Annotated in this window: 21 protein-coding genes; 4 read left to right on the forward strand and 17 right to left on the reverse strand. The window is 43.3% G+C overall.

From position 1 onward, the window contains the following. Nucleotides 1-63: 63 nt before the first annotated feature. The 8 genes from nhaC to EV146_RS00360 all read right to left on the reverse strand — a co-directional run bounded on the left by nhaC (nucleotide 64) and on the right by EV146_RS00360 (nucleotide 7,504). Entirely contained in the window at nucleotides 64-1,458 is a 1,395-nt protein-coding gene (gene nhaC / locus EV146_RS00325; protein ID WP_132000671.1) for a Na+/H+ antiporter NhaC, read from the reverse strand. A gap of 165 nt (nucleotides 1,459-1,623) precedes the next feature. Beyond that, complete coding sequence (locus EV146_RS00330; RefSeq protein ID WP_132000673.1) at nucleotides 1,624-3,201, reverse strand: peptide chain release factor 3; 1,578 nt, start codon at nucleotides 3,199-3,201, stop codon at nucleotides 1,624-1,626. Nucleotides 3,202-3,402: 201 nt separating this feature from the next. Then, nucleotides 3,403-3,615, reverse strand: coding sequence for a hypothetical protein (locus EV146_RS00335; RefSeq protein ID WP_121609471.1), 213 nt, complete (start codon nucleotides 3,613-3,615; stop codon nucleotides 3,403-3,405). Between the two features lie 259 nt (nucleotides 3,616-3,874). After that, complete coding sequence (locus EV146_RS00340; protein ID WP_132000675.1) at nucleotides 3,875-4,744, reverse strand: carbohydrate ABC transporter permease; 870 nt, start codon at nucleotides 4,742-4,744, stop codon at nucleotides 3,875-3,877. Continuing rightward, nucleotides 4,744-5,715: a carbohydrate ABC transporter permease gene (locus EV146_RS00345; protein ID WP_132000677.1), complete on the reverse strand. Its 972-nt coding sequence runs from the start codon at nucleotides 5,713-5,715 to the stop codon at nucleotides 4,744-4,746. The genes EV146_RS00340 and EV146_RS00345 overlap by 1 nt, the downstream gene beginning before the upstream one ends. Before the next feature lie 91 nt (nucleotides 5,716-5,806). Further along, a complete protein-coding gene (locus EV146_RS00350) occupies nucleotides 5,807-7,105 on the reverse strand; it encodes an ABC transporter substrate-binding protein (RefSeq protein WP_132000679.1) in 1,299 nt (432 codons plus the stop codon). 128 nt (nucleotides 7,106-7,233) lie between these two features. Beyond that, on the reverse strand, nucleotides 7,234-7,368 hold the full coding sequence (locus EV146_RS00355; protein ID WP_132000681.1) for a YjcZ family sporulation protein: 135 nt from the start codon (nucleotides 7,366-7,368) through the stop codon (nucleotides 7,234-7,236). Nucleotides 7,369-7,402: 34 nt separating this feature from the next. After that, nucleotides 7,403-7,504, reverse strand: coding sequence for a YjcZ family sporulation protein (locus tag EV146_RS00360; protein ID WP_121609476.1), 102 nt, complete (start codon nucleotides 7,502-7,504; stop codon nucleotides 7,403-7,405). 231 nt (nucleotides 7,505-7,735) lie between these two features. Here EV146_RS00360 and EV146_RS00365 point away from each other — a divergent pair, with 231 nt between their 5' ends. Continuing rightward, nucleotides 7,736-8,590, forward strand: a complete 855-nt coding sequence (locus tag EV146_RS00365) for a glycerophosphodiester phosphodiesterase (RefSeq protein WP_132000683.1) — start codon at nucleotides 7,736-7,738, stop codon at nucleotides 8,588-8,590. Nucleotides 8,591-8,653: 63 nt separating this feature from the next. On the opposite strand, the gene EV146_RS00370 is transcribed toward EV146_RS00365, so the two are convergent. The 4 genes from EV146_RS00370 to EV146_RS00385 form a co-directional block, all read right to left on the reverse strand. After that, nucleotides 8,654-10,123 (reverse strand): UDP-N-acetylmuramoyl-L-alanyl-D-glutamate--2,6-diaminopimelate ligase, encoded by a 1,470-nt coding sequence (locus EV146_RS00370; protein WP_132000685.1) that lies wholly within the window; start codon nucleotides 10,121-10,123, stop codon nucleotides 8,654-8,656. A gap of 156 nt (nucleotides 10,124-10,279) precedes the next feature. After that, nucleotides 10,280-11,029 carry a protein-glutamine gamma-glutamyltransferase gene (locus tag EV146_RS00375; protein ID WP_132000687.1) on the reverse strand — a complete coding sequence of 250 codons (750 nt, stop codon included), beginning with the start codon at nucleotides 11,027-11,029 and terminating at the stop codon, nucleotides 10,280-10,282. Between the two features lie 155 nt (nucleotides 11,030-11,184). After that, nucleotides 11,185-13,803: a cyanophycin synthetase gene (gene cphA, locus EV146_RS00380; protein WP_132000689.1), complete on the reverse strand. Its 2,619-nt coding sequence runs from the start codon at nucleotides 13,801-13,803 to the stop codon at nucleotides 11,185-11,187. 2 nt (nucleotides 13,804-13,805) lie between these two features. Beyond that, complete coding sequence (locus tag EV146_RS00385; RefSeq protein ID WP_132000691.1) at nucleotides 13,806-14,615, reverse strand: cyanophycinase; 810 nt, start codon at nucleotides 14,613-14,615, stop codon at nucleotides 13,806-13,808. 212 nt (nucleotides 14,616-14,827) lie between these two features. Between EV146_RS00385 and EV146_RS00390 the strand changes: the two genes are divergently transcribed. Next, entirely contained in the window at nucleotides 14,828-14,956 is a 129-nt protein-coding gene (locus tag EV146_RS00390) for a 3-methyladenine DNA glycosylase (RefSeq protein ID WP_121609482.1), read from the forward strand. Then, entirely contained in the window at nucleotides 14,953-15,162 is a 210-nt protein-coding gene (locus EV146_RS00395) for a hypothetical protein (RefSeq protein ID WP_132000693.1), read from the forward strand. Before EV146_RS00390 ends, EV146_RS00395 begins: the two co-directional genes overlap by 4 nt. Nucleotides 15,163-15,245: 83 nt before the next feature. Here EV146_RS00395 and EV146_RS00400 read toward each other — a convergent pair whose 3' ends face one another. Then, nucleotides 15,246-15,809: a M15 family metallopeptidase gene (locus EV146_RS00400; protein ID WP_132000695.1), complete on the reverse strand. Its 564-nt coding sequence runs from the start codon at nucleotides 15,807-15,809 to the stop codon at nucleotides 15,246-15,248. Nucleotides 15,810-16,063: 254 nt separating this feature from the next. Between EV146_RS00400 and EV146_RS00405 the strand changes: the two genes are divergently transcribed. Then, nucleotides 16,064-17,284, forward strand: a complete 1,221-nt coding sequence (locus EV146_RS00405; protein WP_241993762.1) for a sensor histidine kinase — start codon at nucleotides 16,064-16,066, stop codon at nucleotides 17,282-17,284. 39 nt (nucleotides 17,285-17,323) lie between these two features. Here EV146_RS00405 and EV146_RS00410 read toward each other — a convergent pair whose 3' ends face one another. The 4 genes from EV146_RS00410 to EV146_RS00425 all read right to left on the reverse strand — a co-directional run bounded on the left by EV146_RS00410 (nucleotide 17,324) and on the right by EV146_RS00425 (nucleotide 21,918). Beyond that, nucleotides 17,324-18,784 (reverse strand): alanine/glycine:cation symporter family protein, encoded by a 1,461-nt coding sequence (locus EV146_RS00410; protein ID WP_132000699.1) that lies wholly within the window; start codon nucleotides 18,782-18,784, stop codon nucleotides 17,324-17,326. A gap of 158 nt (nucleotides 18,785-18,942) precedes the next feature. Further along, entirely contained in the window at nucleotides 18,943-19,848 is a 906-nt protein-coding gene (locus EV146_RS00415; RefSeq protein ID WP_132000701.1) for a YsnF/AvaK domain-containing protein, read from the reverse strand. Between the two features lie 159 nt (nucleotides 19,849-20,007). Next, a complete protein-coding gene (locus EV146_RS00420; RefSeq protein ID WP_132000703.1) occupies nucleotides 20,008-20,850 on the reverse strand; it encodes an STAS domain-containing protein in 843 nt (280 codons plus the stop codon). 36 nt (nucleotides 20,851-20,886) lie between these two features. Next, the gene (locus EV146_RS00425; RefSeq protein ID WP_132000705.1) at nucleotides 20,887-21,918 is read right to left on the reverse strand and encodes an STAS domain-containing protein; all 1,032 of its coding nucleotides are present in this window, start codon (nucleotides 21,916-21,918) and stop codon (nucleotides 20,887-20,889) included. Nucleotides 21,919-21,942 lie beyond the last annotated feature (24 nt).

The following is a 21,942-nucleotide window of genomic DNA, read 5'->3' on the forward strand; positions in this document are numbered from 1 at the left end:
TATTATAATTTTTAAAAATTAAAGCCTGTCAATCACAGGGGAAATAAAAAACGGCAAGCTCAATCAAGCTGCCGTTTTCCCATCTTTCGTTATTGAAAAGCCTGTTAATCCTGCCAGAATTGTCAAAACCGGGGAGACCAGGCAAAAAACTGCGAATATTGCATAATCTACTGTTTCAACCCCAAGTACACCGCTTAAAAACACTCCGCATACACCCCATGGAACTAGGGGATTGACCACTGTTCCGGAATCCTCAAGAACTCTGGAAAGGTTTTTCCGGTGCAAACCTAATTTTTTAAAATGAGGCTCGAATGTATTGCCGGTTAAAACAATTGATAAGTATTGTTCTCCCAGTAAGAAGTTTACCCCAATAGCAGATGCTGCCGCTGAGGAAATTAAAAGGGATGCTTTTTCAAGGCCATTCCCGATTCCCGATAAAAGTGCAGGCAGGATGCCGAGCTTAAACAGCAGCCCTCCCATCGACAGAGCCAGCAAAACCAGGGACACAGAGAACATCATGCTTTCGATTCCGCCTCTTGATATTAAGGAGGAGACCTCTTCTACATTCGTCTCTGCTTTATAGCCTGAAAAAAGAATGGCTGCCAGGGAAGCCCATTCCCCTTTTCCATTGAGAAAAAAACTGACAATCAGCCCGGCAACTGTCCCGCTTCCAAGCGTGACCACCGCTGATACTTTTTTCAGGGCGAGGACAGCCAATAGAAGAAATGGAATTAGAGAGTACCAATGGACAAGATTTAGCCTGAGCAATTCTTCCTTGACAGCTGCGGCTCTTTCAAAGCTTGCTCCTGTTTCAGGAGGAGACAGGAGCAGGAAAATGATAAAAGAAATAATGAATGCAGGGATGGTCGTCCACAGCATATTTTTAATATGCTCGAAAAGGTCTACGCCAACAGAAGAAGAAGCCAGTGTCGTTGTATCTGACAAGGGAGACATTTTATCCCCAAAGAAGGCTCCCGAGACGATTGCTCCGGCAGTTATCTCCGGTGACAGTCCAAGCGCAGCCGCCACACCCATGAAAGCTGCCCCGATTGTTGCAGCCGTTGTTAACGAACTGCCAATGCTTAACCCGATTATTGAAGTCACAACAAATGCAATTGCATAAAACCACTTTCCATTAATCAATTCAAAGGCGATATAAATAAAGGTAGGAATGGTTCCGCTGGCCATCCAGGAACTGATCAGCATCCCAATGAAAAAGAATATGAGAACAGCACCCAGACCGGATTTTGCCCCTTCCATCATCCCCGTTTCGAGATCTGCAACCCGGACTTTTTTAATCATCCCATAAATTAATAAAAAGAAAATTGCCAGAATCACAGGTATATGAGGAACCAGCTGTAGTTTTATAATGCTGAAGCTTATGCCTGCCAACAAGATGATCGTGACAATGCCCGCTTCTAATGGATTTAATTTGAGTAGTGCGTTTCGTTGGTACATGTTACCCCTCCGCAGCTTTTTCGCTTAAACGCTTTTACGCACAAAAGCAATTTATGATTTTACTATAGTGATATATTATTAAGTTGTCAATTAGTTTTAACTAAGTTTCATAAAAATCCTGAAAATAGTGAGCCCGGCATGACTATTCATGCCGGGCTCTTTGTTTTATTCTGATCTGTCCATTGGGTTGTAAAGCTTGATTTCAGGGTTTTTCTCCTGGAACCAGCGTAATGCAAAATCATTTTCAAACAGGAAGGCTTTCTTATCATACCGGTCATGCACAAGCAGACTGCGGGAATTGGATAAGTTCTCATTAATGTCTTCATTTTCAATCCAGCGGGCTATTTTGGAACCCACTCGTTCCATATTTACTTCAACATTATATTCATTTCGCATCCTGTGCTCAAACACCTCAAACTGAAGCTGGCCCACAGCACCAAGGAGATATTCTTCCGTCTTGACGGTTTTAAAAAGCTGGATGGCGCCTTCCTGAACCAATTGCTGGATGCCTTTGTGGAAATGTTTTTGTTTCATGACGTTCTTTGCCGTAACCCGAACAAACAGTTCTGGCGTGAATTGCGGCAAACGTTCATATTCAAATTGATCTTTTCCTGTGACAATTGTATCACCGATCTGATACGTGCCCGGATCATATAAACCAATAATATCGCCTGCAACGGCCTCATTAACAGTGCTCCTGTCATCTGCCATAAACTGTGTTGATTGAGCCAGCTTTATTGGCTTGCCTGTACGGGATAAGGTAACCGTCATACCCCGTTCAAACTTTCCGGAACATATACGCAGAAAAGCAATCCGGTCACGGTGAGCAGGATTCATGTTTGCCTGAATTTTAAAGATGAATCCAGAGAAGTCTGTTGACAATGGATCGATTTTGCCCGTTGTGGAGTTCCTTGCCTGCGGTACAGGAGCAAACTCGAGGTAGGACTCCAGGAAAGTTTGAACGCCAAAGTTTGTCAGAGCGCTGCCGAAGAAAACGGGAATTAGATCCCCATCACTTACACGTTCAGCCGAGAAAGAGTTGCCTGCCTCGTTCAGAAGCATGATTTCTTCGAGGGTCTGCTCATACAGCGGAGAGTCCTTTAATGGATGTACTCCATCTATTTCCCCGTCTTCATTGAGAGAGACAAACTTCTGCTCTTCTTCCACACGGAATTGTTCAATCCGATTATGATGGCGGTCATAGATTCCCAGGAACTCCTTGCCCATACCAATCGGCCAGTTCATAGGGTAAGATTCAATTCCAAGGACTTCCTCTAATTCAGCGAGCAATTCAAGGGGAGTACGTCCCTCACGGTCAAGTTTATTTATAAAAGTAAAAATCGGAATGCCCCTCATTCGGCAAACCTTGAAAAGTTTCAGCGTCTGTTCTTCAATTCCCTTGGCAGAATCGATGATCATGACCGCACTGTCAACGGCTGTCAGGGTTCTGTATGTGTCTTCACTGAAATCCTGGTGACCAGGTGTATCGAGAATATTGACACGAAAACCATCATAATCAAATTGCATGACAGAGGACGTTACGGAAATACCGCGCTGCTTCTCGATCTCCATCCAGTCACTTGTTGCAAATTTCCCCGTCTTTTTCCCTTTGACCGTACCTGCATCCCTAATAGCGCCTCCAAATAACAGGAGCTTTTCGGTCAGCGTCGTTTTCCCGGCATCGGGGTGGGATATAATGGCAAACGTACGCCGTGATAAAACTTCTTCGTTAAATTTCGTCATATAGATAGATCCTTTCTGCTAAACAAGCATTGCAGTTATTGCAATCCACATTTTATCTCAATTAAGGAATGGGAAAAAACCATACTCTGGTTAAAAGCCTCATAACCTTTATCATATAGTTTACAGAAAAAGTTTTCAATTGCTTTTAATATCCAAAGAAAATAAAAAGAGGCAGCGTTTCTTCCGCTGCCTACCGTCCTATTAAAATTGCTGCTCGATATCTTCAATAATTTCGTCAATGGTCTCAGATACTTCATTCGTTTTTCTGGCTATGGAAATACTGAACTCCAATAGCTCTTTATATAAATCAACAGAGATCATGGTGTTTGTTTTTTGATAATCATTAATCTGCAAACCGATATTCTGCAAGATGACCAGCACTTCTTCCATTGAACCCTTTTGAACATCAAACATTTCCTTTTCCCCCTGTTTTTTATATTTTTATCTCATTATGGGGGAGTTTGCAAAAATATGAAATGGTAATATTTCCAACTATTATGCCATAATTGCCCATTATGGGTCTATACGCACAGAAAAAGGGCTCGAAACTTCCAAATCGGTTAGAAAAGGAGTCGCAAAATGATTCCATCGGCCCAGTTTATCCCCCATGAAACGAGGGCAGACATGCACTGATTCGTCTACTGTGCAAGCCCCCTATATAAGTGCCTGTTTCTTACCCTTTCGTTCCCGAAGATATATTCGATCCCTCTATAAAGTACCTTTGGAAGAAAAAGAACAATAGAACAACAGGCAGCAGGACAGTCACCGACATCGCCATCAAGTAATGCCATTGAGTCTGGACAGTGCCCTTGAAAGTCTGCAGGCCAATTTGAAGGGTATATAGATTTTCATCGTTAATATACAGCAGCGGGCCCAGCAAATCATTCCAGGCACCATTGAAAGAAAAAATGGCAACTGTGATCAGCGCAGGCTTGGTCAGCGGAATCATGATATGCCACCAAATCTGCAAATGGTTGGCCCCATCGAGATACGCTGCTTCAATTAATTCATTTGGAATGGTCATCATGAATTGTCTCAGAAGGAAAATGAAAAAAGCACTCCCTAAAAACGCGGGAACAATCAATGGAAGATAAGTGTTCAACCAGCCCAATTTTGAAAATAGAATATACTGCGGAACCATTGTGACAAAACCAGGAATCAACATTGTGGAAAGCACGAGCACAAACAATGCATTCCGCCCCTTGAAACGGATTTTTGCAAAGGAATAGGCTACCAGGGAATTCACGAGGACACTTCCCAAAGTCCCGCAGGCAGCAATAAAAAATGTATTAAAAGCCCACCTAGTAAAAGGGGCTGTCCGCCATGCCTCCATATAATTGGAAAAATGAAAATCATTTGGAATCAAGGTTGGCGGATACTGGGCAATTTCTTCCGGTGACTTCAGCGAGGTTGAGATCATCCACCACAGAGGTGCCAGAACAACAATGCTTCCGAGCAAAAGAAGAAAGGTGACAGCAGTACCCTTCGCTTTTTCTTTAAATCGTTTTGTCTCATAAAACCTGGGTGCCAACGCCGTCTTCATTACTTGTCCCCTCCTTCATAATGGACCCAGCGCTTCCCTAGCTTAAGGTTCAGGACTGTCAGGACCATAACAATGATAAATAAAAGCCAGGCCATTGCAGACGCATAGCCCATATCGAAAATTTCAAAAGCATTATTCCACATATGGAGATTATAAAACAGCAGGGAATTCGCGGGGCCTCCATTACCGCTCTCAGTCATTACATAGGCTTCCTGAAAAATCTGGAACGACCCGATGGTGCTCGTAATAACATCAAAAAAGATGATGGGAGAAATCATGGGGGCTGTTATGTAAAAGAACCTCTGCATAGAGCTCGCTCCATCCAACTCAGCCGCCTCATACATTTCATTGGACACTCCCTGGAGACTGGCTAAGTAAAGCAGCATCCCGCCGCCGACACTCCACATTTTCATCACAAGCAGGGCAGGCTTGGTCCATTCAGGGTCAAAAAGCCAGGCCGGCCCCTCAATCCCAGCCCAGCCAAGGACCGTATTTACCAGCCCTGTTGAAGGGCTAAGGAGCTGCATCCACAGAAAATAAACAGCGACACCTGACAGGACTGCAGGAAGATAATAGATGGTACGGAAAAACTTCATTCCTTTAACTTTCTGGTTTAGCAGCAAGGCGAGCAAAATTGCGCCTGCCGTTGTAAGTGGTACGGAGAACACAACATAATATAATGTATTTAATAATGAAGTCCAGAATAAATCATCCAGGGTGAACATCCGTTTAAAATTATCCAGTCCGATAAAGTTCATTTTCGAAGTAATATTATAATCCGTGAAGCTTGCATATAAAGAGAAAATTAGCGGGCCCAATGTCAAACCCGCGAACCCGATGAGCCATGGGCTGACAAACAGGTATCCGATAATGTTTTCCCTGGCCGTCCTGCTCAGCCTTTTCTTCTTTTTACTGGCAGCCTCTGGCTCATGGATATATGTTTCTGATGGCAGAATTTCCGTTTGTTTCATGCCTTCCGCTACTCCTCTCAAAGTGATTATAGTAAAGAGAGAAGCTATGCTTCTCTCTTCCGGTCCATGGGATCAGGAGAATCAGCACTCCCTATTCCCTTTTAATCTTGCTAACATCTTTTTCAGCCTGCCTCAGTCCATCCGCAGGAGAGTATTTACCTAACAGGATATTGTCTATGATTGGATTGATTCGATTATGATAATCAGGGTATTCAACCGGCACCGGGAACATTTTTGTTACCTTCAGATTATCTACGGTGGCCTGGTAAACGGTCTGCCCATCTCCGGTTAGTTCATCAATTACTGATTCTGCTGCTTTTATATTGGCCACATTGTCAAAATTTTTCTGTGCCCAGTATTTTTGTGCCTCCGGGCCTGTAAGATAGTCAATAAATTCCATTGCTTCTTCTGGATGATCGGAGCCTTTCGGAATCTCAGCGACAAACCCGCCGCCTTCAGCCCAGTGTTCGGAATCCTTAGAATACGAAGGGATTGGTGCCACCCCAAATTCTATATCCTTGCCGTAGTCCCTTAATTGTGTATAAAAAGTGCCGATATCAACCCACATGGCCACCTTTTCAGCTATAAACGGATTCGCTTGTTCACTGCCAAACTCTGCCTGAAAGGCCTGTACGGTATTTTCCCCAAGCCTCTCCTTCCAGCCTGCAATCCATTCAAGGGCCTTTACCTTATTAGGGGTATTGATTTTCAGCTCTCCGTCCTCAATGAACCCAGCCCCATTATCCGCGTTTGTCATCCAGCTGGATGCCCCGATGCTCCCCCATAATGGATAGAACCCAATACGCTCATAACGGCTGCCATTTTTAATATCAAGTTTCTTTGCGTATTCCTCCAGCTCCTCCCAGGTTTGCGGAGGCTTGTTTGGATCCAGTCCTGCTTCCTTAAATGCTTTTTTATTGTAGTAGAGCAGGCGGGTATCGGTATTAAATGGAACCGCGAATGGTTTATTCTGATATTGAACACTTTCCCATAAATGGGGATAGAATTGATCTTTAAATGAATCATCTATGTATTTGCTTAAGTCCTCCACCTGCTTGTTTTCTGCCCTTTGCGCCACGGTGTTGATATCATTAATAATGACATCTGCAGGATTTCCGGCAGCTACAGAAGCAAGATTCTTTGTCCAGATGTCGCCCCATGGCAGGAAAGTATGTTTTACAAAAATGCGATCTTGTGATTGATTAAAATCATCAATGATTTTTTCTATCACTGGCCTTCTTGTTTCCGATCCCCAGAATGACCAAAAATCTACCACTGTTTTGCCGTCTTGCGTCTTTTCCGCCTGTACGTTTTGTTCTCCTGATGAACAGCCTGTCAGCACCGCGAACATCAGTACAAACGGAATGAATATGCTTAAACTCCTTCTCATGATATCCTCCTATAATATATTGATATAAATACAATTCTTCCTATACCACATACAATTTCAGGTTAAACCTAAAAAAGTGCCCGCTGCTGCGGGCACTTCCTCTTTTTTCAGTATTCAGGTCAAAGTAATTAATTATAGCAGGCACATCCAACAATTATCAGCAGGATGAATAAGACAACAATCAGAACAAACCCGCTGCCGTATCCACATCCGCCGTAACTGTACCCGGATCCGCCAAAGCCGTGCCCATATCCGTATGGCATACTCCAACCCTCCTTTGTTTACAAACATCGGGGATTAATAGCCGCCGTATCCCCAAGAAGCTCCAATGATGATTAAAAGAATGAACAATACAACCAGCAGGGCAAAGCCGCCGCTATATCCGCATCCATCGCTCATTAATAATTACCTCCTTTTCAAATGTCAATATATCCTATTCAATTCAGGCAATTTGTGCAATTGAAGGACAAAAAAAATCTTGCCCAATTCCTTCCTTTTTTTAATAAAAGAAAGGAACATCTTGCTTCAGAGCCTGCAATGATTTATTTTTTAGCTAAAGGGAAAAGAAAGAGGAACCCTAAAAAACGGCACTGAACACCTTAATTATGTGTTCGAATTGGAGGCAGATCCATGTATTTCTTAAGACAGCTAAACCGCTTCCTCCATGTTTACCTGTCGATTCTGAGACATTTGCACTTGCCCCTTGCCTTTTTAACAGGCAAAAAAGATCGCCCTATCTTTATTGGCCATCGAGGGGCCTCCGGGTATTATCCAGAAAACACGATCCTTGCCTTTGACAAGGCGGTCGCTCTTGGCGCCGATATGCTTGAATTCGATGTCCAGCAGACAAAAGATGGAACTTTGATTGTAATACATGATCCAAAGGTAAACCGGACAACTTCCGGAAAGGGATATATCAAGAATTTGACCTATGAGGAAATCAAGGTACTTGATGCTGGAAGCTGGTTTGATCCCCGGTTCAAAGGTGAGAGGATTCCTACTTTGGATGCAGTACTGGACCGGTACCTTGGAAAAGTCCGCTTATTGATTGAACTGAAAAAACCATCCTTATATCCGGATATTGAAAGGCATCTGGCTGAAAAACTAAGAGAACGGGGTGCAGATCAACTCGGGGACGGCCAAATCATTGTCCAATCCTTTGACAGGAGATCGATGCAAGAGTTTCATCGTATTTTCCCCGCCGTTCCGGTGGGGGTACTCATTAAGAATCGACCAGCAGGAATATCGCCTAGGGAGATCCGGGGCATAGCTCAATATGCAAGTTACCTGAATCCAAAGGTGACCCTGGTGAATAAGCGACTTATCAAAAGGATTCATGGCTGTGGAATGAAAACCTTTGCGTGGACGGTCAGGGATAAAAAAACGGCAGGTGCGCTGTTAAAAATGGGCATGGATGGCATTGCAACAGACTACCTTGATTATTTAACAAAACCTGGCCCCATAGAAAAGGACCGCGGCAGATGAGCAGCGGTCCATTCTTAATGTATTCGGATCATTGGATATGGGCTTTAGACTCTTTACCCTCAACTATACGACTTGCTCTTCGGCGCATGTTTCTTGCAAGTACAACAAGGCTTCTTTATCGGATGAAACGGGCAATATGAAATCGGTCTTGTATTCTTCCGGACCCTTTCCGGTTATAAAGACCCAATCACCGTTCCGGGCATTTTCCCAGGCAAATTGGATTGCCGCGGTCCTGTCTGTAATAACGAGGCCCTTTTGGTAGCCATAGCGCGAATTCAGTGCATGCATTTCCTCAATCATTTCTTCTTCTGGAACACCGTTCAGGTCATCCAGGGTAAGGATGAATTGGTCACATAGCGAGGAGGATGCCTTTACCATATCTTCCCGTTTTGAAGCATCCCTGCCTCCCCGAAATCCATAGATATGGGTTATCTGCCTAGCATGATGCTGTTTGGCTGTATGGAGACAGTATTCAATCGCATCCCTGGTATGGGCATAGTCAATAATAAATATTGCTCCATTCGGGTGTGAAATCATTTCGAACCTTCCAGGTACTCCTGGAAATTCCTCTAACGCCCTGACAATTTGCCCTGGATTGATTCCGATGTCATAAGCGGTCAAAAATGCGAGTGCAGCATTATACACATTGTGAAGTCCAGGGCAGGGCAAATCCACTTTGAATTTTTCACCTTTGATGGTGACGGTGAATTGTGTGATCCCATTTAGTTTAATTCGATCGATTGACAAATCTGTACTTTTTGAATCACTTAATGTTAACGAAGGAATTTTCCTCTGTGCCAGTTCTTCCGACATTCGGCAGCCCCAGTCACTGATTTCTGACACAATAGCCTTCCCCTCAGGTTTTAGATAATTAAACATTTGGGTTTTAACTTTAAAATACTTCTCCATGGTTTGATGATAATCGAGATGATCATGTGACAGATTTGTAAATAAACCGTAATCAATCTCCAGCCCTTCGGCACGTGATTGAACTAAAGCGTGGGAAGATACTTCAAGAATCGCATACTCATCCATGCTCTGTGCAAGCAGCCCCTGTAATTGAAGAGCGTCGGGTGTTGTATTAGTAGGCTTGTACACTTCTTTATTGACCACGTAGGAAACTGTTCCAAACAACGATACCGTTTTTCCTGCAGATTCGAGGATATGTTTCAGCATATAGGAAACGGTTGTTTTTCCATTTGTGCCTGTGATGCCAATTACTTTTCGTTTTCTCGAAGGGTAATGATAAAACGCGCTTGCCAGCTTTCCAAGAGCTAAGCGGCTGTCGGCAACTCTGAAATAAGGGACCTCGAGCTCGAGATCCTCCTCACCTATAACCGCTGCAGCGCCCTTTTCAATTGCATCTTTTATAAACCTGTGTCCATCCATATTAAAACCCGTGATGGCCACAAAGATATTTCCCGGGATAATCTTTCTTGAATCCATTTGTATGCCGTTGATTTCGGTTTCCTTAACAGCAACATCAGCTGTCAGACATCCATCCAGGCACTCCAACAATTCGGCTAGTCTCATTTTCCAAAACTCCCTTATACCTTCCGTCAATTTCAGTCTGCATTTTTCTTAATAAATTTTGTCTCTTTTTATTTTCCCCTTTTTACTTAAACTATCCCGGCTTTATGAAGGTTTCTGTTTTATTCGTTAAAATAAGAAAAAAGACCGAAGTTCCCTTCAGCCTTTTTCCCTAAAAAAAAGTTGTTTTTTTGAAAATCGGAATAAATACCTGGCATTTAGCCTGCTGTGCTGATTGAGCATGTAAGCCGATCTCTTTGCTCCGGGTCTCCTTCTGGTATTGAGGGATTCAATCATTCCCTTTGCCGTCTTTACTCCTATTCCGTGCCCATAGTATTGGTCATTCCCCAAAACAACACCATTCTCTCCCCTCCAGATTGGCAGCTGGTAATCTGGATTATAAAAATAGACGATATCTCCGGGAATGAATTCCCGCCCAGACCGTGTAATAATCACAAGGTCAGGGTCATTATTCCAGTTCCAGACCAGCAATCCCCCAAATAAATAATTAAAATCTGATTCCCTGATAGAATCCAGTACCGCTTTGTAATAAATGAGAATCATTGCTGTAGAGCATTCAAACCCATATTTCTTCCCATTGACAAATATATCCCTGATTGCCTCAGATGGAAGTACATCCGGTCTTAGCAGATACCCGTATGAACTTCGCACCCAGTAAGCCGGATTAAAGGCTGAATACTCAAACGAGGTGAATACAGCGCCGCTTTTGTTAAGCTCTAATGCAGCTTTGATAATATTTTCCCTTAGAATAAGCTCAAACAGTAAGATGGCTGCTTCCTCATAATAAAAGATCTCGCTGCTTGCCTGCATGGCCAGGTAAATCTCTCTTTGTTTCCCTTTTAGGCTTGCAATCGGAATACCACTGGGGGCGTTTGCAATTCTTATCATGCCTGCCTCCTTTTATAAAAAGCTCCTTGATTCATTATTTTTATCGGATGTGATGCCTTTAAAAGCACCAGGATATCATTATCTAAATGGTATGAAGAAAAACAATTATTAAGACGTAAAAAAACTCAACCCTGATGGATTGAGTTTGTCTATTTTTATCGGTCTACCCTTGTCTTGCTTCCGGTGAGCTCAATAAACTTTTTAACTGCCTGAAAGTCCTCATATAAAAACAAGAGGAGGTCACCAGGTTCGGATATTTCCCATGCTTTTATAAAGGCTTCAGCCTCTGGCTTCACCAGATGGATATTTGATGGTGACAAATGTTTTTTCGCCGCTGTTTTTATTATTCCGGGTACCTCCCACGGCACTCTGCCTCTTAATTCAGCATCTTCCTTTATGACCATCACATCTGTATTTTTAGCTGCAATTGTTCCCAGCTGGGCAATATCCTCATCAAGTCTGTCACCCGGCGCGGACAGCACCGTTAGAACCCTGCCCATCTTTAATGATCGAACAGCTTCAAACACGGCATTAAGACCTGCACAGTTATGAGCATAATCGATGATGATCTGCCTGCCCTCCATTTCTATCCTGTTAAACCTCCCCTTTGAAAAGTGAAAATCAGGGACAAAGGAAAGTGCTTTACGCTTTAAATTTTCCAGGTCCACTCCCTGTGAACGGACAGCAGCAAGAGCCTGAAGAAGGTTTGAAACATTATGTTTCGCTGTGCCGTCAAAGGTGACTGGAACTTCACTGACAAGCAAAAACTTGGTGCATCTCCCATTTTCTGAACAGATGATCCAGCCTGCCAGATCAACATACCAGGCATCCTCTCCTTTTTTTAAAGCCTTTTGTATAAAAGGGTTTTGTTCATCTAAAGAGGTAAAGATCACTTTTCCTTTAGTATGGGATGCCATTTTTGCCACTTCAGGATCATCACCATTCAAAATGCAAGCCCCGCCATCAATGACGACCTCAGGTATAAGCCGCTTTAATTTCACCAGTTGATCAAACGTTTCAATCCCGTCAATTCCCAAATGATCTTCCGCTACGTTAGTGACAACTCCAACATCGCAGTAACGGAAAGCAAGGCCTTCCCTTAGAATTCCGCCCCGTGCGGTTTCGAGGACCGCTGCATCAACCTGCGGGTTGCTCAGTACTTTGCGGGCACTGATAGGTCCGCTGCAGTCTCCTTCGTCTATACAATGGCTGCCTATGTACACCCCATCAGAATTCGTCATCCCGACGGTCCTTCCTTCTGACTCGAGAAAATGCTTGATCATCCTAGTGGTGGTTGTCTTTCCGTTCGTGCCAGTTACAGCCAGGACCGGTATGGCCGCTTCTTCTCTGTCCTTAAATAAATAATTGACGATGGCCTTCCCTGCGTCCCTGCTTTTCCCTTTGCTGGGGTGGTGATGCATCCGGATACCCGGAGCAGCATTGACCTCAATGATGGCTGACTGTTTCGAATCTAACGGCTTGGCAATGTCTTTGCTGATTAAATCTATTCCGGCTATATCGAGTCCAATCGCCTTGGCTGCAGCAATGGCCAGTTCCTTATAGGTAGGGTGAACCTCATCTGTAACATCAATTGCAAGGCCGCCGGTTGATAAGTTGGCATTGCCCACTACTTGTACGATTTGCCCCTTATGGGGAATGGAATTTAGGCTTAAATCAAACTTTTCAAGGTAACAGGAAACCGTATAATTAAAGGGGATTTTTGTCATCGGTTTCTCGTGTCCATCCCCGCGCAGCGGATTTTTATTCTCAATCTCTATCAATCTCCGGATGGTGTCCTGTCCATTCCCAATGACAAACGGCGGCATTCTGAGGCTGGCTGCCACTAAATTCCCTCCAATGACAAGCAGACGATAATCGTGGCCCTCATAGTACTTTTCAATGATAAATTCTTTTACATGCCGATCCAGACAATGGACGACGTTAAACAGTTCGTCCTTGTTCTTGATATTGGTAATAACCCCTTGCCCCTGCCTTCCGTTCAACGGCTTAATGACTAAAGGAAAACCAAGTCTTTCGGCCGCCTTAAAGATTTCTTCATAGGAGGATGCAACTTCCCCGATAGGCACGGGCAAACCACAGCTGTTCAGGATATCCTTAGTGGCCTGTTTATCACAGGAATTTTCCACTGCCATACAGGAGGTCTGACTCGTTATGGTTGCTTGTACAAATTTTTGCCTTGAACCAGTTCCCAGGCGAAGTAAACTATTTGTTCCAATCCTTTCGACCGGAATGTTTCTTCGGATTGCTGCATTGTATATAGCCTCTGTACTGGGTCCAAGCTTATTTTTATAGTAAAAGGAAGATATTTTGTTTACATGGCGGCTGATTTCAATTCCTTTGATCCCGGAAATAATCTGCTCAGCAATTTCCATGGCCGCTTTAAAGGCATAATAACCGGACTCGGGTTCTCTGTATTCATATGTGACAAAATAGATACCTTCCTGCTTTCCGGTTACTGTCTTGCCATGCTTTACATGGATGCCGGCCATATTTTGAAGCTCAATGGCAATGTGTTCAAGAATATGGCCCATCCATGTGCCTTCATAGAGGCGTTCAACGAACCCTCCTTCATATCCAGTCGAACAAGTATGTTTCTTTAACCCGGGCATCAGCGAAATGAGGCTTTCGGAAAATCCAGCTATCTTGTTGGAAGGTTGAAATTCATATTCCTGAATGTCAAGTTCAATCCAGATCGTGGGATTATAATTAAAGTAATTGGGTCCTTTCAGGTATCTTACACGGTTGATTTTCATTGCTATGCCTCTTTCCTTTTCATGATTTTCCGGGTAGATAAATTGAAACTATAACCATCTGTCAGAGCGTGGAGCTTGAAGTCTGTAATGGTCAGTTCTTCACCGCCATTCTCCGATCTGACAAAATCTACGAGACTGCCGTTGAGTCCGTCTATAACAAAGACCTGATGCTCTCCAATTACTTCAAACTGCTTTCCATTCACCAAAATCGCTGTATTTTCATCGATGCCGATGCCGACTAATTCCTTATTCTCCGCGATGGCCCCAATTAATCGGCCAAAACGGGCCCGTTGAGAGAAATGCTGGTCGATTAAAAGATTCTTCTCAAATCCGAATCCTTTGCCCATCTCGATGACAAGTCTTTCTTCATCATTGTTCTTCATTTCCGAATAAATGATCATATCCTCGCCCATTATGGATGCTCCCGCACTGGTTCCCCCAATGTGCATTCCGGAGCGCCATTTTTCCATCAAAAGGGTATGGAGTTTTGAACCTCTAATTAAATCAGATAACCTCTTTTGGTCTCCGCCAGTTATAAATAGTGCACCAAGTTCCGATGTGGTCCCTAGAATCGAGGGATCATCCGCTTTTTCCCTAGTATCTACAGCCAGGACTTTAATTTCCTCTGCACCGAGATTTCTGAATACTTTTATATAATCCCTGCTAACCTCGTCGGGTATCTGCGAAGCTGCAGGCAAAATACCGACAGGTCCGCCTCTTTCCATAGATAGTTGTATAAACAGAGATAAAATATCCCCTTCTGTACATTTTTCCTCATTGCCGCCAATAATCAGCAATTTACCTGAATTCATCTTTTGTCTTTCACCTTTCCTAACCGAAGTGTGCAAAGCCTGTAATCGCAAGGGTAAACGATCTCCCGCGACAGGATGAATAACCCAAAATAACAGACCTTCCATTTTCTTTCTTTTTTTACTCCTATATCATGTTACCCAAACACTGCTTGTTTTCATTCGTTAAAAACGGGTACTGTACATTAAACACGATTAAAAGGAGGTTCTAATTAATGACTCAGCATAATGAGAACACCCAGAATGAATCTAAAGAACAACAGAAAAAGAGGCAGCATGAGATCGATATTGAACCGCAGCGTGAAGGCGCAAAAACAAAAGAAAAAAAGGAGTCCAATTCATGAAGCGTGACTCTGGACGAAAGGATATGGATAATCCAGAACAGTATGCGACCAGCAAAAAAAGTCTGTACGACATGCACGAGAGCGAACAGACGGTTGATTCCATTCCTCTCGAAGACTTAAAAGAAGAGCAAAAGGAAGAAAAACACGGCAGGAATACAAAGGATGTCTCTTCAACCGAAAAAAAATACAATGTAGACTATCAATAATATTCTTTGCCGGAACTAGTCAGAAGATAACAAAGGCAGGCCTGCTAAAAACAGGTCTGCCTTTGTTTATGATTACATCTATATTATGAGCTTTTAACGGTCATGGGCTGACTTGGGGGCCTTTCCCCCTTTTGCAGGTCATTGATGCTCAAGCCGAAGTCCATTTGTAAATGAGGGTAATCCTTAAAGTGCTTCCAGTCACCGCCCCACTCAAACCCAAGCTCTTTAGCGATCTCTACAACTTCCATCCAATCTGATTGACCATTCCCGTTCCCATCGTACCCCATATCCCATATCGCCTGGCCATTTGCCTTAATGGCAAAGTCAATGGCTAAGCCGAAATTATGAAAGGATTCTCCTCCCTTAGCATGTGTAACAATATTGCCTTGGGTCGATCTTCCCTTTTCGTATAGCCGGTCCTGTTCATGATGACTCCTAAAGCCATCCGTAATAATAATTTCAATCCCTTTGCCTGCACTTTGTTGAATCAACAATTCTGCATTATGACTTACTGCAGGGTGAAGGCTATCCGGGAGCGGCACATCCCGATTAGAAGTGCCATTGTGGATATATTGAAGGTATATCCAGACGCCAACGATGATAAGACAGAATGTGATGACTGCCCTTCCTGAGAATTTCCTTTTCATGCTCAAATTCCTTTCTGCCCACGTTCTACCTATATTAACGAGTTTAAGTGATAAATAATTTCATGGGAAGACATTTAACTTACTGCATACTGGAGGGTTCTTCCCAGTAAGCAGTACTAAGGAAAACTAAAAAAGACATTGTCGATTCAGCTCAAAGGTTGTAAAATTTTTCTAAGAGCTGCTATTTAGGGATGGTGATTTATTTGGAGATCATGAGGCACTTTTTATTCAATCTGTCCTTACTCATTATCTTTATGTATATTTCGTTAATGTGGCTGGACAGGCAAGGGAAGATGTCTTTTCCCAAACGCGGTATGACCCTCTATTTTATTGCAGCCATCTTCACCTGTTTTTTCTTCTCTTATGAACTTACTGATACAATCCAACTGGACCTTAGGGATGTGCCTGTTATCCTTGGCGGACTTTACTTTGGAGTGGGCCCGTTGCTGGCAATTGCAGCCATCTTTATTAGAGGATTTTATGGGTTTGATTCAGGTTTTATTGCCAATTTGCTGCTGTACAGCCTTCTTGCAGTCCTGCTTTGGCGTCTCCACCCCTGGTTTATTAAGCAGGTTCCCAAATTCAGACTCATATTTTCTGTTTCCTTCATTTTCATTATCAGCCTGGTAACGGTAGTCTGCCTGGAATTCATCAACCCTCCAGAAGAAAAAGTTGACGTATGGTTAGCTTACTTATTTATACCACCCATTGGAACGTGCATATTAGCTTATTCTATTGAATTTGTCCGTAAAAACATCCTCTTAAGGAAGCACTTAATAAAATCTAAGAAATTAGAAGTGGTAGAACAGATGGGGGCGGCCATATCCCATGAAATCCGCAACCCTTTAACCGCTGCAATTGGATTTGTTCAATTGCTCCAGGAGAACGGGGTCACGGCTTCAAAACGAAAGGAATACCTGTCGCTCGTTAAAGGTGAACTGGAATCGGCTGAAAGAGTGATCCAGGATTATCTGACATTCTCAAAACCCTCGCTGACTTCAGTAGAAGAATTGAACATCAGAAGAGAACTTGTTCATATTCTGGCGATTATTCAGCCTCTGGCCAACAGGAACTCAGTCCAGATAAAGACAAGCTTTGCCGGAATTGGATTTATTAACGGTGACAGGCAAAAATTGCACCAATGCTTCTTAAATGTTCTTAAAAACGCCATAGAAGCGATGCCTGCCGGAGGAATTTTAGAAGTGGAAACTTTATTCAGCGCTTCCCATGTAACTGTAACAATCAGGGACAATGGACTGGGAATGACCAAAGAGCAGCTTGACAGATTGGGAGAGCCCTATTACACCACTAAAGAAGGAAAAGGCACCGGATTGGGAATGATGGTGGTCTACAGCATTGTGAGAGCAATGAAAGGAACCCTTCGTGTCGAAAGTGCCCCGGGTTCTGGTACAGTCTTTCACTTTATTTTCCCATCAGCAAAATCTAAGACTCTGGATTCCTTCCCAATAGAATAATGAAAAAGAGGCAGGGAGAATCCCCCGCCTCTTCTCTGTTTATGAAACTTCTTTATCACGATCGAAGGTATACTCTTCTTCCCAATACTCGGCGTTCTTGATTCCAAGCTTTTTAGAATTAAAGACGGGGTCAAGCCCTTGCTTTTTCTGCTCTTCATAATCCCTTAGAGCGATTAAAGCGGGTTTAGCCAGAAGGACTATGGCAATCAGGTTCAGCCACACCATCAGTCCCAGCCCCACATCTCCCAGTGCCCAAGCCAGGGATGCTGTTTTGACTGAACCGTAAAATGTCGCGGCAAGAATCACGATCTTAAGTATAAACATAGGGAGCTTGCTGTCTTTACCTCTAGTCAGATAAGCAATGTTTGTTTCCGCGATATAGTAATAGGCCATAATGGTAGTAAAAGCGAAAAAGAATAGCGATATGGCCACAAATCCTGCACCAAAGCCAGGTATAGCCGTTTCAACTGCAGCTTGGGTAAATCCTGGTCCAGCCTCCACCCCCGGCAAATTCTCCGTCAGGAAGGTCTTCCCATCTGAGCCCACTGTATTGAAGGAGCCCGTAAATAAAATCATAAACGCTGTGGCAGAGCAAACAAATAATGTATCAATATAGACGGAAAATGCCTGGACAAGGCCCTGTTTAGCCGGATGTGAAACCTCTGCTGCAGCTGCGGCATGCGGCCCTGTTCCCTGCCCTGCTTCATTGGAGTAAATCCCTCTCTTGACACCCCATGCAATGGCACTCCCAATGATCCCTCCAAACATCGAATCTGCACCAAAAGCACTGCTGAATATTAGACCAATGACTCCTGGAAGCTCATTGATATTCATTCCAACGATAATGAGTGCAACAAGGATGTAGCCGACAGCCATAAAAGGCACAGCATATTGCGCAACTGTTGCAATCCGCTTCACTCCCCCAAAGATGATTGCCCCTAGGAGAACAACAAGAATCACACCAGTGAGTACCTTGCTCATTCCGAACGCATTCTCCAGTCCCAGGGCAATGGAATTGGACTGAATCCCCGGCATCAATAAGCTCATTGCAAGCAAGGCGGAAACCGCAAACAGGACAGCGAACCATTTCTTTCCGATTCCTTTTTCAATATAGTAAGCAGGCCCTCCACGATAAATCCCGTCTTGTTTAACTTTATAAATCTGCCCAAGTGTTGATTCAACAAATGCACTTCCAGCTCCAATGAAGGCAATTGTCCACATCCAAAAAACTGCCCCTGGCCCTCCCATTGCGATAGCCGTTGCAGTACCAGCGATATTCCCGGTTCCCACTCTGCCTGAAAGGGCGATTGACAATGCCTGGAAGGAAGAAACTCCTGCGTCCGAGCTCTTCCCCCTAAACATCAGCAAAACCATATCCTTGATATGCCTGATTTGCAAAAATCTTGTTAAAACAGAAAATAGTAAGCCAATCCCTAAACAAATGTAAATGACGGGGGTGCTCCATAAGATACCATTTAAACTATTAACCAACGCTTCCAACTAAATCCCTCCCTTTTTCTATTTATATTTTATATATTCTGAATTATATGCAAATTATTAGGCTTGCACAATACATCCAGTAAAACTTTTTTCAAAACTATGTCAGAAAAGTTTACAAAAAAAAAAAACGACCGGATGTCCGGTCGTCTTTAATGGCACTACTCTCTGTCTTTATAATCGCTGCTCATGTTTCTATCAATAACTTTCTCATCACCGTCTGTTTCCACTCTGGCTTCTTCGCGCTTAACACTTTCTACTACACGCTCGGTATCCTCTACTTCTCTTTTCCCAATAACAAGCTCTTCAGACACCACTGGCTGTTTGTGCACTTCTACTCTTTCTTCCATGATCGGCACTCGGATTGTTTCATCTTCATTGGCAATGGTTCCATCGAAATCTTCTTCGTTTACTGAGCGTCGTTCTACATATACCTCTTCACGAGTAACAGGTATATTTATATTTTGCTGCTCTTCCACCACTTCCTTGTGGATTTCAACTTCGCCTGCCTGAACGCGATCTTTCGAGATGTTCAATTGCTCTTCTCTAAGCTGCATGCTTCGTTCTTCCGTTCTTTCATCGCCGTATTCATTTACGGGGCTGTTAACAACATCATTGGACTCTTCTGTATAAGCTGTGCTGCTTTGCAGATTAGCTTCATTGCCAACAAATGAAGTCTGTTCAGGCACTAAACCTTCTGTTAATAGAATAATTCTTCCTTCACGCACATCTTCTTCATATTCTCTTGCAGCCTCTTCTGTTAATCCGATTTGGACAAGACGGTCATTAAGGGAGGCTGAATTTCCTCCAAGATTCTCGTCACCATCAAATACGTTCATCAGATTATGCCAGAATCCGCCTGACCTGTTATCTTGATTTTCATCAGTTACTACGTGATCTACTGATTCAGTCGACACCCCTGTCCTGTTTTCAAACCCCGCAGGCAAATCAGGAGTATCCCCAATTATTGAAAAATCCTGAACGGAGTATCCATCTTCTTTAAATCTTTCAATTGCTTGTATTAAATCAGATTGATTTTCATATACGCCAACTACTTCTTTAGCCATCTTTGATTCCCTCCATTCAATATATATCCAACATCGTTATACCCATTAACAACGGGTTAGTTCTTTATTACCCCGACAAATGAACAGGTTAAACCTCTTGCTGCAAAATCACAAAGCGGCCCCTCCCTGTTTAGGGAAGAGCCGCTGGCAATAATAGATTTAACGGTATTGTATCTTGGAAGCCAGAGCTTTAGCAAGATTGGTCTCGATTTCAACGTCCTTAAATGATAATCCCAATTGTACAGCGGTGGATGCAATTTCCGGCCTGATACCGGACAGAGTGGTTTTCACACCAATCAGTTTTAAAGCACTGATCAGCTGAAATATCTGCTGAGCTACCATCGTGTCAATCATGACAACCCCCGAAAGATCAATGCATAAATGCTCTACATTGCGTACTGCACATTGATTGAGTGTGTTTTCAATAATCATTTTAGCACGGGCTGTATCAATGTCGCCTACCAGCGGCAGCAGAGCTGTTACACGGGTTAGGGATATAACGGGCGAACTTAGTTCATTGATCATTTCCTGCTGGGCTTTCAGCTGATAGGTTGAGTAGTGATAGGTTTCCTCTGTAAACTTTAAAATGACACTGTCGATCACTTTAACGATGATCAGATGCCATTGGTCCAATTGTCCAGCCTTGACCTTTTCCGGATATTTCTCTGCAAACTCGTGGACTGCTTCCAAATACTGCTCCCGGGTCCTCATGAACTCCCTGATGACGAAATGAATGGGAGTATCCAGATGCTGCTGATCAGAAGCAATTTTATGAATCCATTTGTCAAATTCAAAAGAAAATTTATCGCGGTCTGTTTTAAATAATTCAATAAAATGCTCATGAAATTCATAATTCTGTTTCTTTACATTTGCTATTACCTTCTCATCGGTGGATGCATAAACGCCTTTGGGATCACTCTTATCTAATCCTTTATACCATTCTTCGGTAAAATCCCTTGCTTTGATCAGCAAGAATTCATACAAGTCCTTATTTTTATGCAAACCAAGTTCTCCTCCCTCGACAAAATTTCTTTTTAGTTATATTATTTGCCGTCCATCCTGTGCCAAAGCATAGTAAATCCCATGCTGCAAGGTTTGAAAACATTGATACTTGGTGAAATTAAATCCGGAGTTTGTCATGATCAAGCCAAGTTCGGCCGATACCCCTACCAGGATCATTTCCGTCCCAATCAGAGATGCTGCGGCTCCCAGCCTTTCTATCATATGGGCCGTGTAGTTATCTACTTCTAGATGCAAGCCTGTAAGATCAACAACTAAATATCTGGCCTGGTTTTTCGGCAGGCTGTACAGCGTCTTTTCGATCATATCATCCCCGCGGCTGCTGTCGTATCTTCCGACAAGAGGTACCACCACAATTCCCTCGAGGACAGGGATAATTGGGGAAGACAATTCTTTGACCAGCCCTTTGAGCTCGCTCGTCTGTTTTTCGACCATATTTTCAAGCCTTCTAATTTCTTCTGATTCTTTATTCCTTGTTAGCTCATGGATGTTCTTTGTCACCGTAATATTAGAAGGGAAGTATTCAATAAGGTCATAATCTTTCCCTTCCAACTGGCTCTCCAACACTTTAAACCAAAGGTTTTCTCCAAATAGACCAGAAAAAATTCCGGCATAATGGGCTGGCAGGTAGGTGCCAGCGTGTTTCTTTCCCTGTTCTTTATTGATTTTATATTCCCAGCTGTTTTGCAGCCTGATTTTCAAAGTTCTTTTATCCAGATCCAGCTCACTGACAACGGCCCTTCCCCAGCCTGCCGATGCATAAGTATTCGGCACAAGCTCCGCCGCTTCAGGGATACTTACACTTTTTAATTCACGGAAATAATCCCCGACTAGCAAACCCTGGCGAAACCCTGTAGCCTCAAGTACCAGGCTGGCGGCATCCTCACCCGATATTTCCTCGATTGTGTCAAAAAAGGTCTTCATAGCCGAAGTGATCCAGAAAAGAACTGCATCCTGCTGCTCAAACAAGAATTGTCCCTTCTCAATATCCCAGCTGAAATTCAGCCCGCCGACATTGATGTTTGAATCCGAAGAATATCTTCCAGTCATAAAAAAATCCTCCCACCATTGATG

Source organism: Mesobacillus foraminis, assembly GCF_004340465.1.
Classification (GTDB): Bacteria; Bacillota; Bacilli; order Bacillales; family Cytobacillaceae; genus Mesobacillus_B; species Mesobacillus_B foraminis.

Bases quoted from the DNA above. Each gene is read 5' to 3' on its own strand.
- nhaC (WP_132000671.1), bottom strand. From the start codon at position 1,458: ATGTACCAACGAAACGCACTACTCAAATTAAATCCATTAGAAGCGGGC.
- EV146_RS00330 (WP_132000673.1), bottom strand. From the start codon at position 3,201: ATGACGAAATTTAACGAAGAAGTTTTATCACGGCGTACGTTTGCCATT.
- EV146_RS00335 (WP_121609471.1), bottom strand. From the start codon at position 3,615: ATGTTTGATGTTCAAAAGGGTTCAATGGAAGAAGTGCTGGTCATCTTG.
- EV146_RS00340 (WP_132000675.1), bottom strand. From the start codon at position 4,744: ATGAAGACGGCGTTGGCACCCAGGTTTTATGAGACAAAACGATTTAAA.
- EV146_RS00345 (WP_132000677.1), bottom strand. From the start codon at position 5,715: ATGAAACAAACGGAAATTCTGCCATCAGAAACATATATCCATGAGCCA.
- EV146_RS00350 (WP_132000679.1), bottom strand. From the start codon at position 7,105: ATGAGAAGGAGTTTAAGCATATTCATTCCGTTTGTACTGATGTTCGCG.
- EV146_RS00355 (WP_132000681.1), bottom strand. From the start codon at position 7,368: ATGCCATACGGATATGGGCACGGCTTTGGCGGATCCGGGTACAGTTAC.
- EV146_RS00360 (WP_121609476.1), bottom strand. From the start codon at position 7,504: ATGAGCGATGGATGCGGATATAGCGGCGGCTTTGCCCTGCTGGTTGTA.
- EV146_RS00365 (WP_132000683.1), top strand. From the start codon at position 7,736: ATGTATTTCTTAAGACAGCTAAACCGCTTCCTCCATGTTTACCTGTCG.
- EV146_RS00370 (WP_132000685.1), bottom strand. From the start codon at position 10,123: ATGAGACTAGCCGAATTGTTGGAGTGCCTGGATGGATGTCTGACAGCT.
- EV146_RS00375 (WP_132000687.1), bottom strand. From the start codon at position 11,029: ATGATAAGAATTGCAAACGCCCCCAGTGGTATTCCGATTGCAAGCCTA.
- cphA (WP_132000689.1), bottom strand. From the start codon at position 13,803: ATGAAAATCAACCGTGTAAGATACCTGAAAGGACCCAATTACTTTAAT.
- EV146_RS00385 (WP_132000691.1), bottom strand. From the start codon at position 14,615: ATGAATTCAGGTAAATTGCTGATTATTGGCGGCAATGAGGAAAAATGT.
- EV146_RS00390 (WP_121609482.1), top strand. From the start codon at position 14,828: ATGACTCAGCATAATGAGAACACCCAGAATGAATCTAAAGAACAACAG.
- EV146_RS00395 (WP_132000693.1), top strand. From the start codon at position 14,953: ATGAAGCGTGACTCTGGACGAAAGGATATGGATAATCCAGAACAGTAT.
- EV146_RS00400 (WP_132000695.1), bottom strand. From the start codon at position 15,809: ATGAAAAGGAAATTCTCAGGAAGGGCAGTCATCACATTCTGTCTTATC.
- EV146_RS00405 (WP_241993762.1), top strand. From the start codon at position 16,064: ATGTATATTTCGTTAATGTGGCTGGACAGGCAAGGGAAGATGTCTTTT.
- EV146_RS00415 (WP_132000701.1), bottom strand. From the start codon at position 19,848: ATGGCTAAAGAAGTAGTTGGCGTATATGAAAATCAATCTGATTTAATA.
- EV146_RS00425 (WP_132000705.1), bottom strand. From the start codon at position 21,918: ATGACTGGAAGATATTCTTCGGATTCAAACATCAATGTCGGCGGGCTG.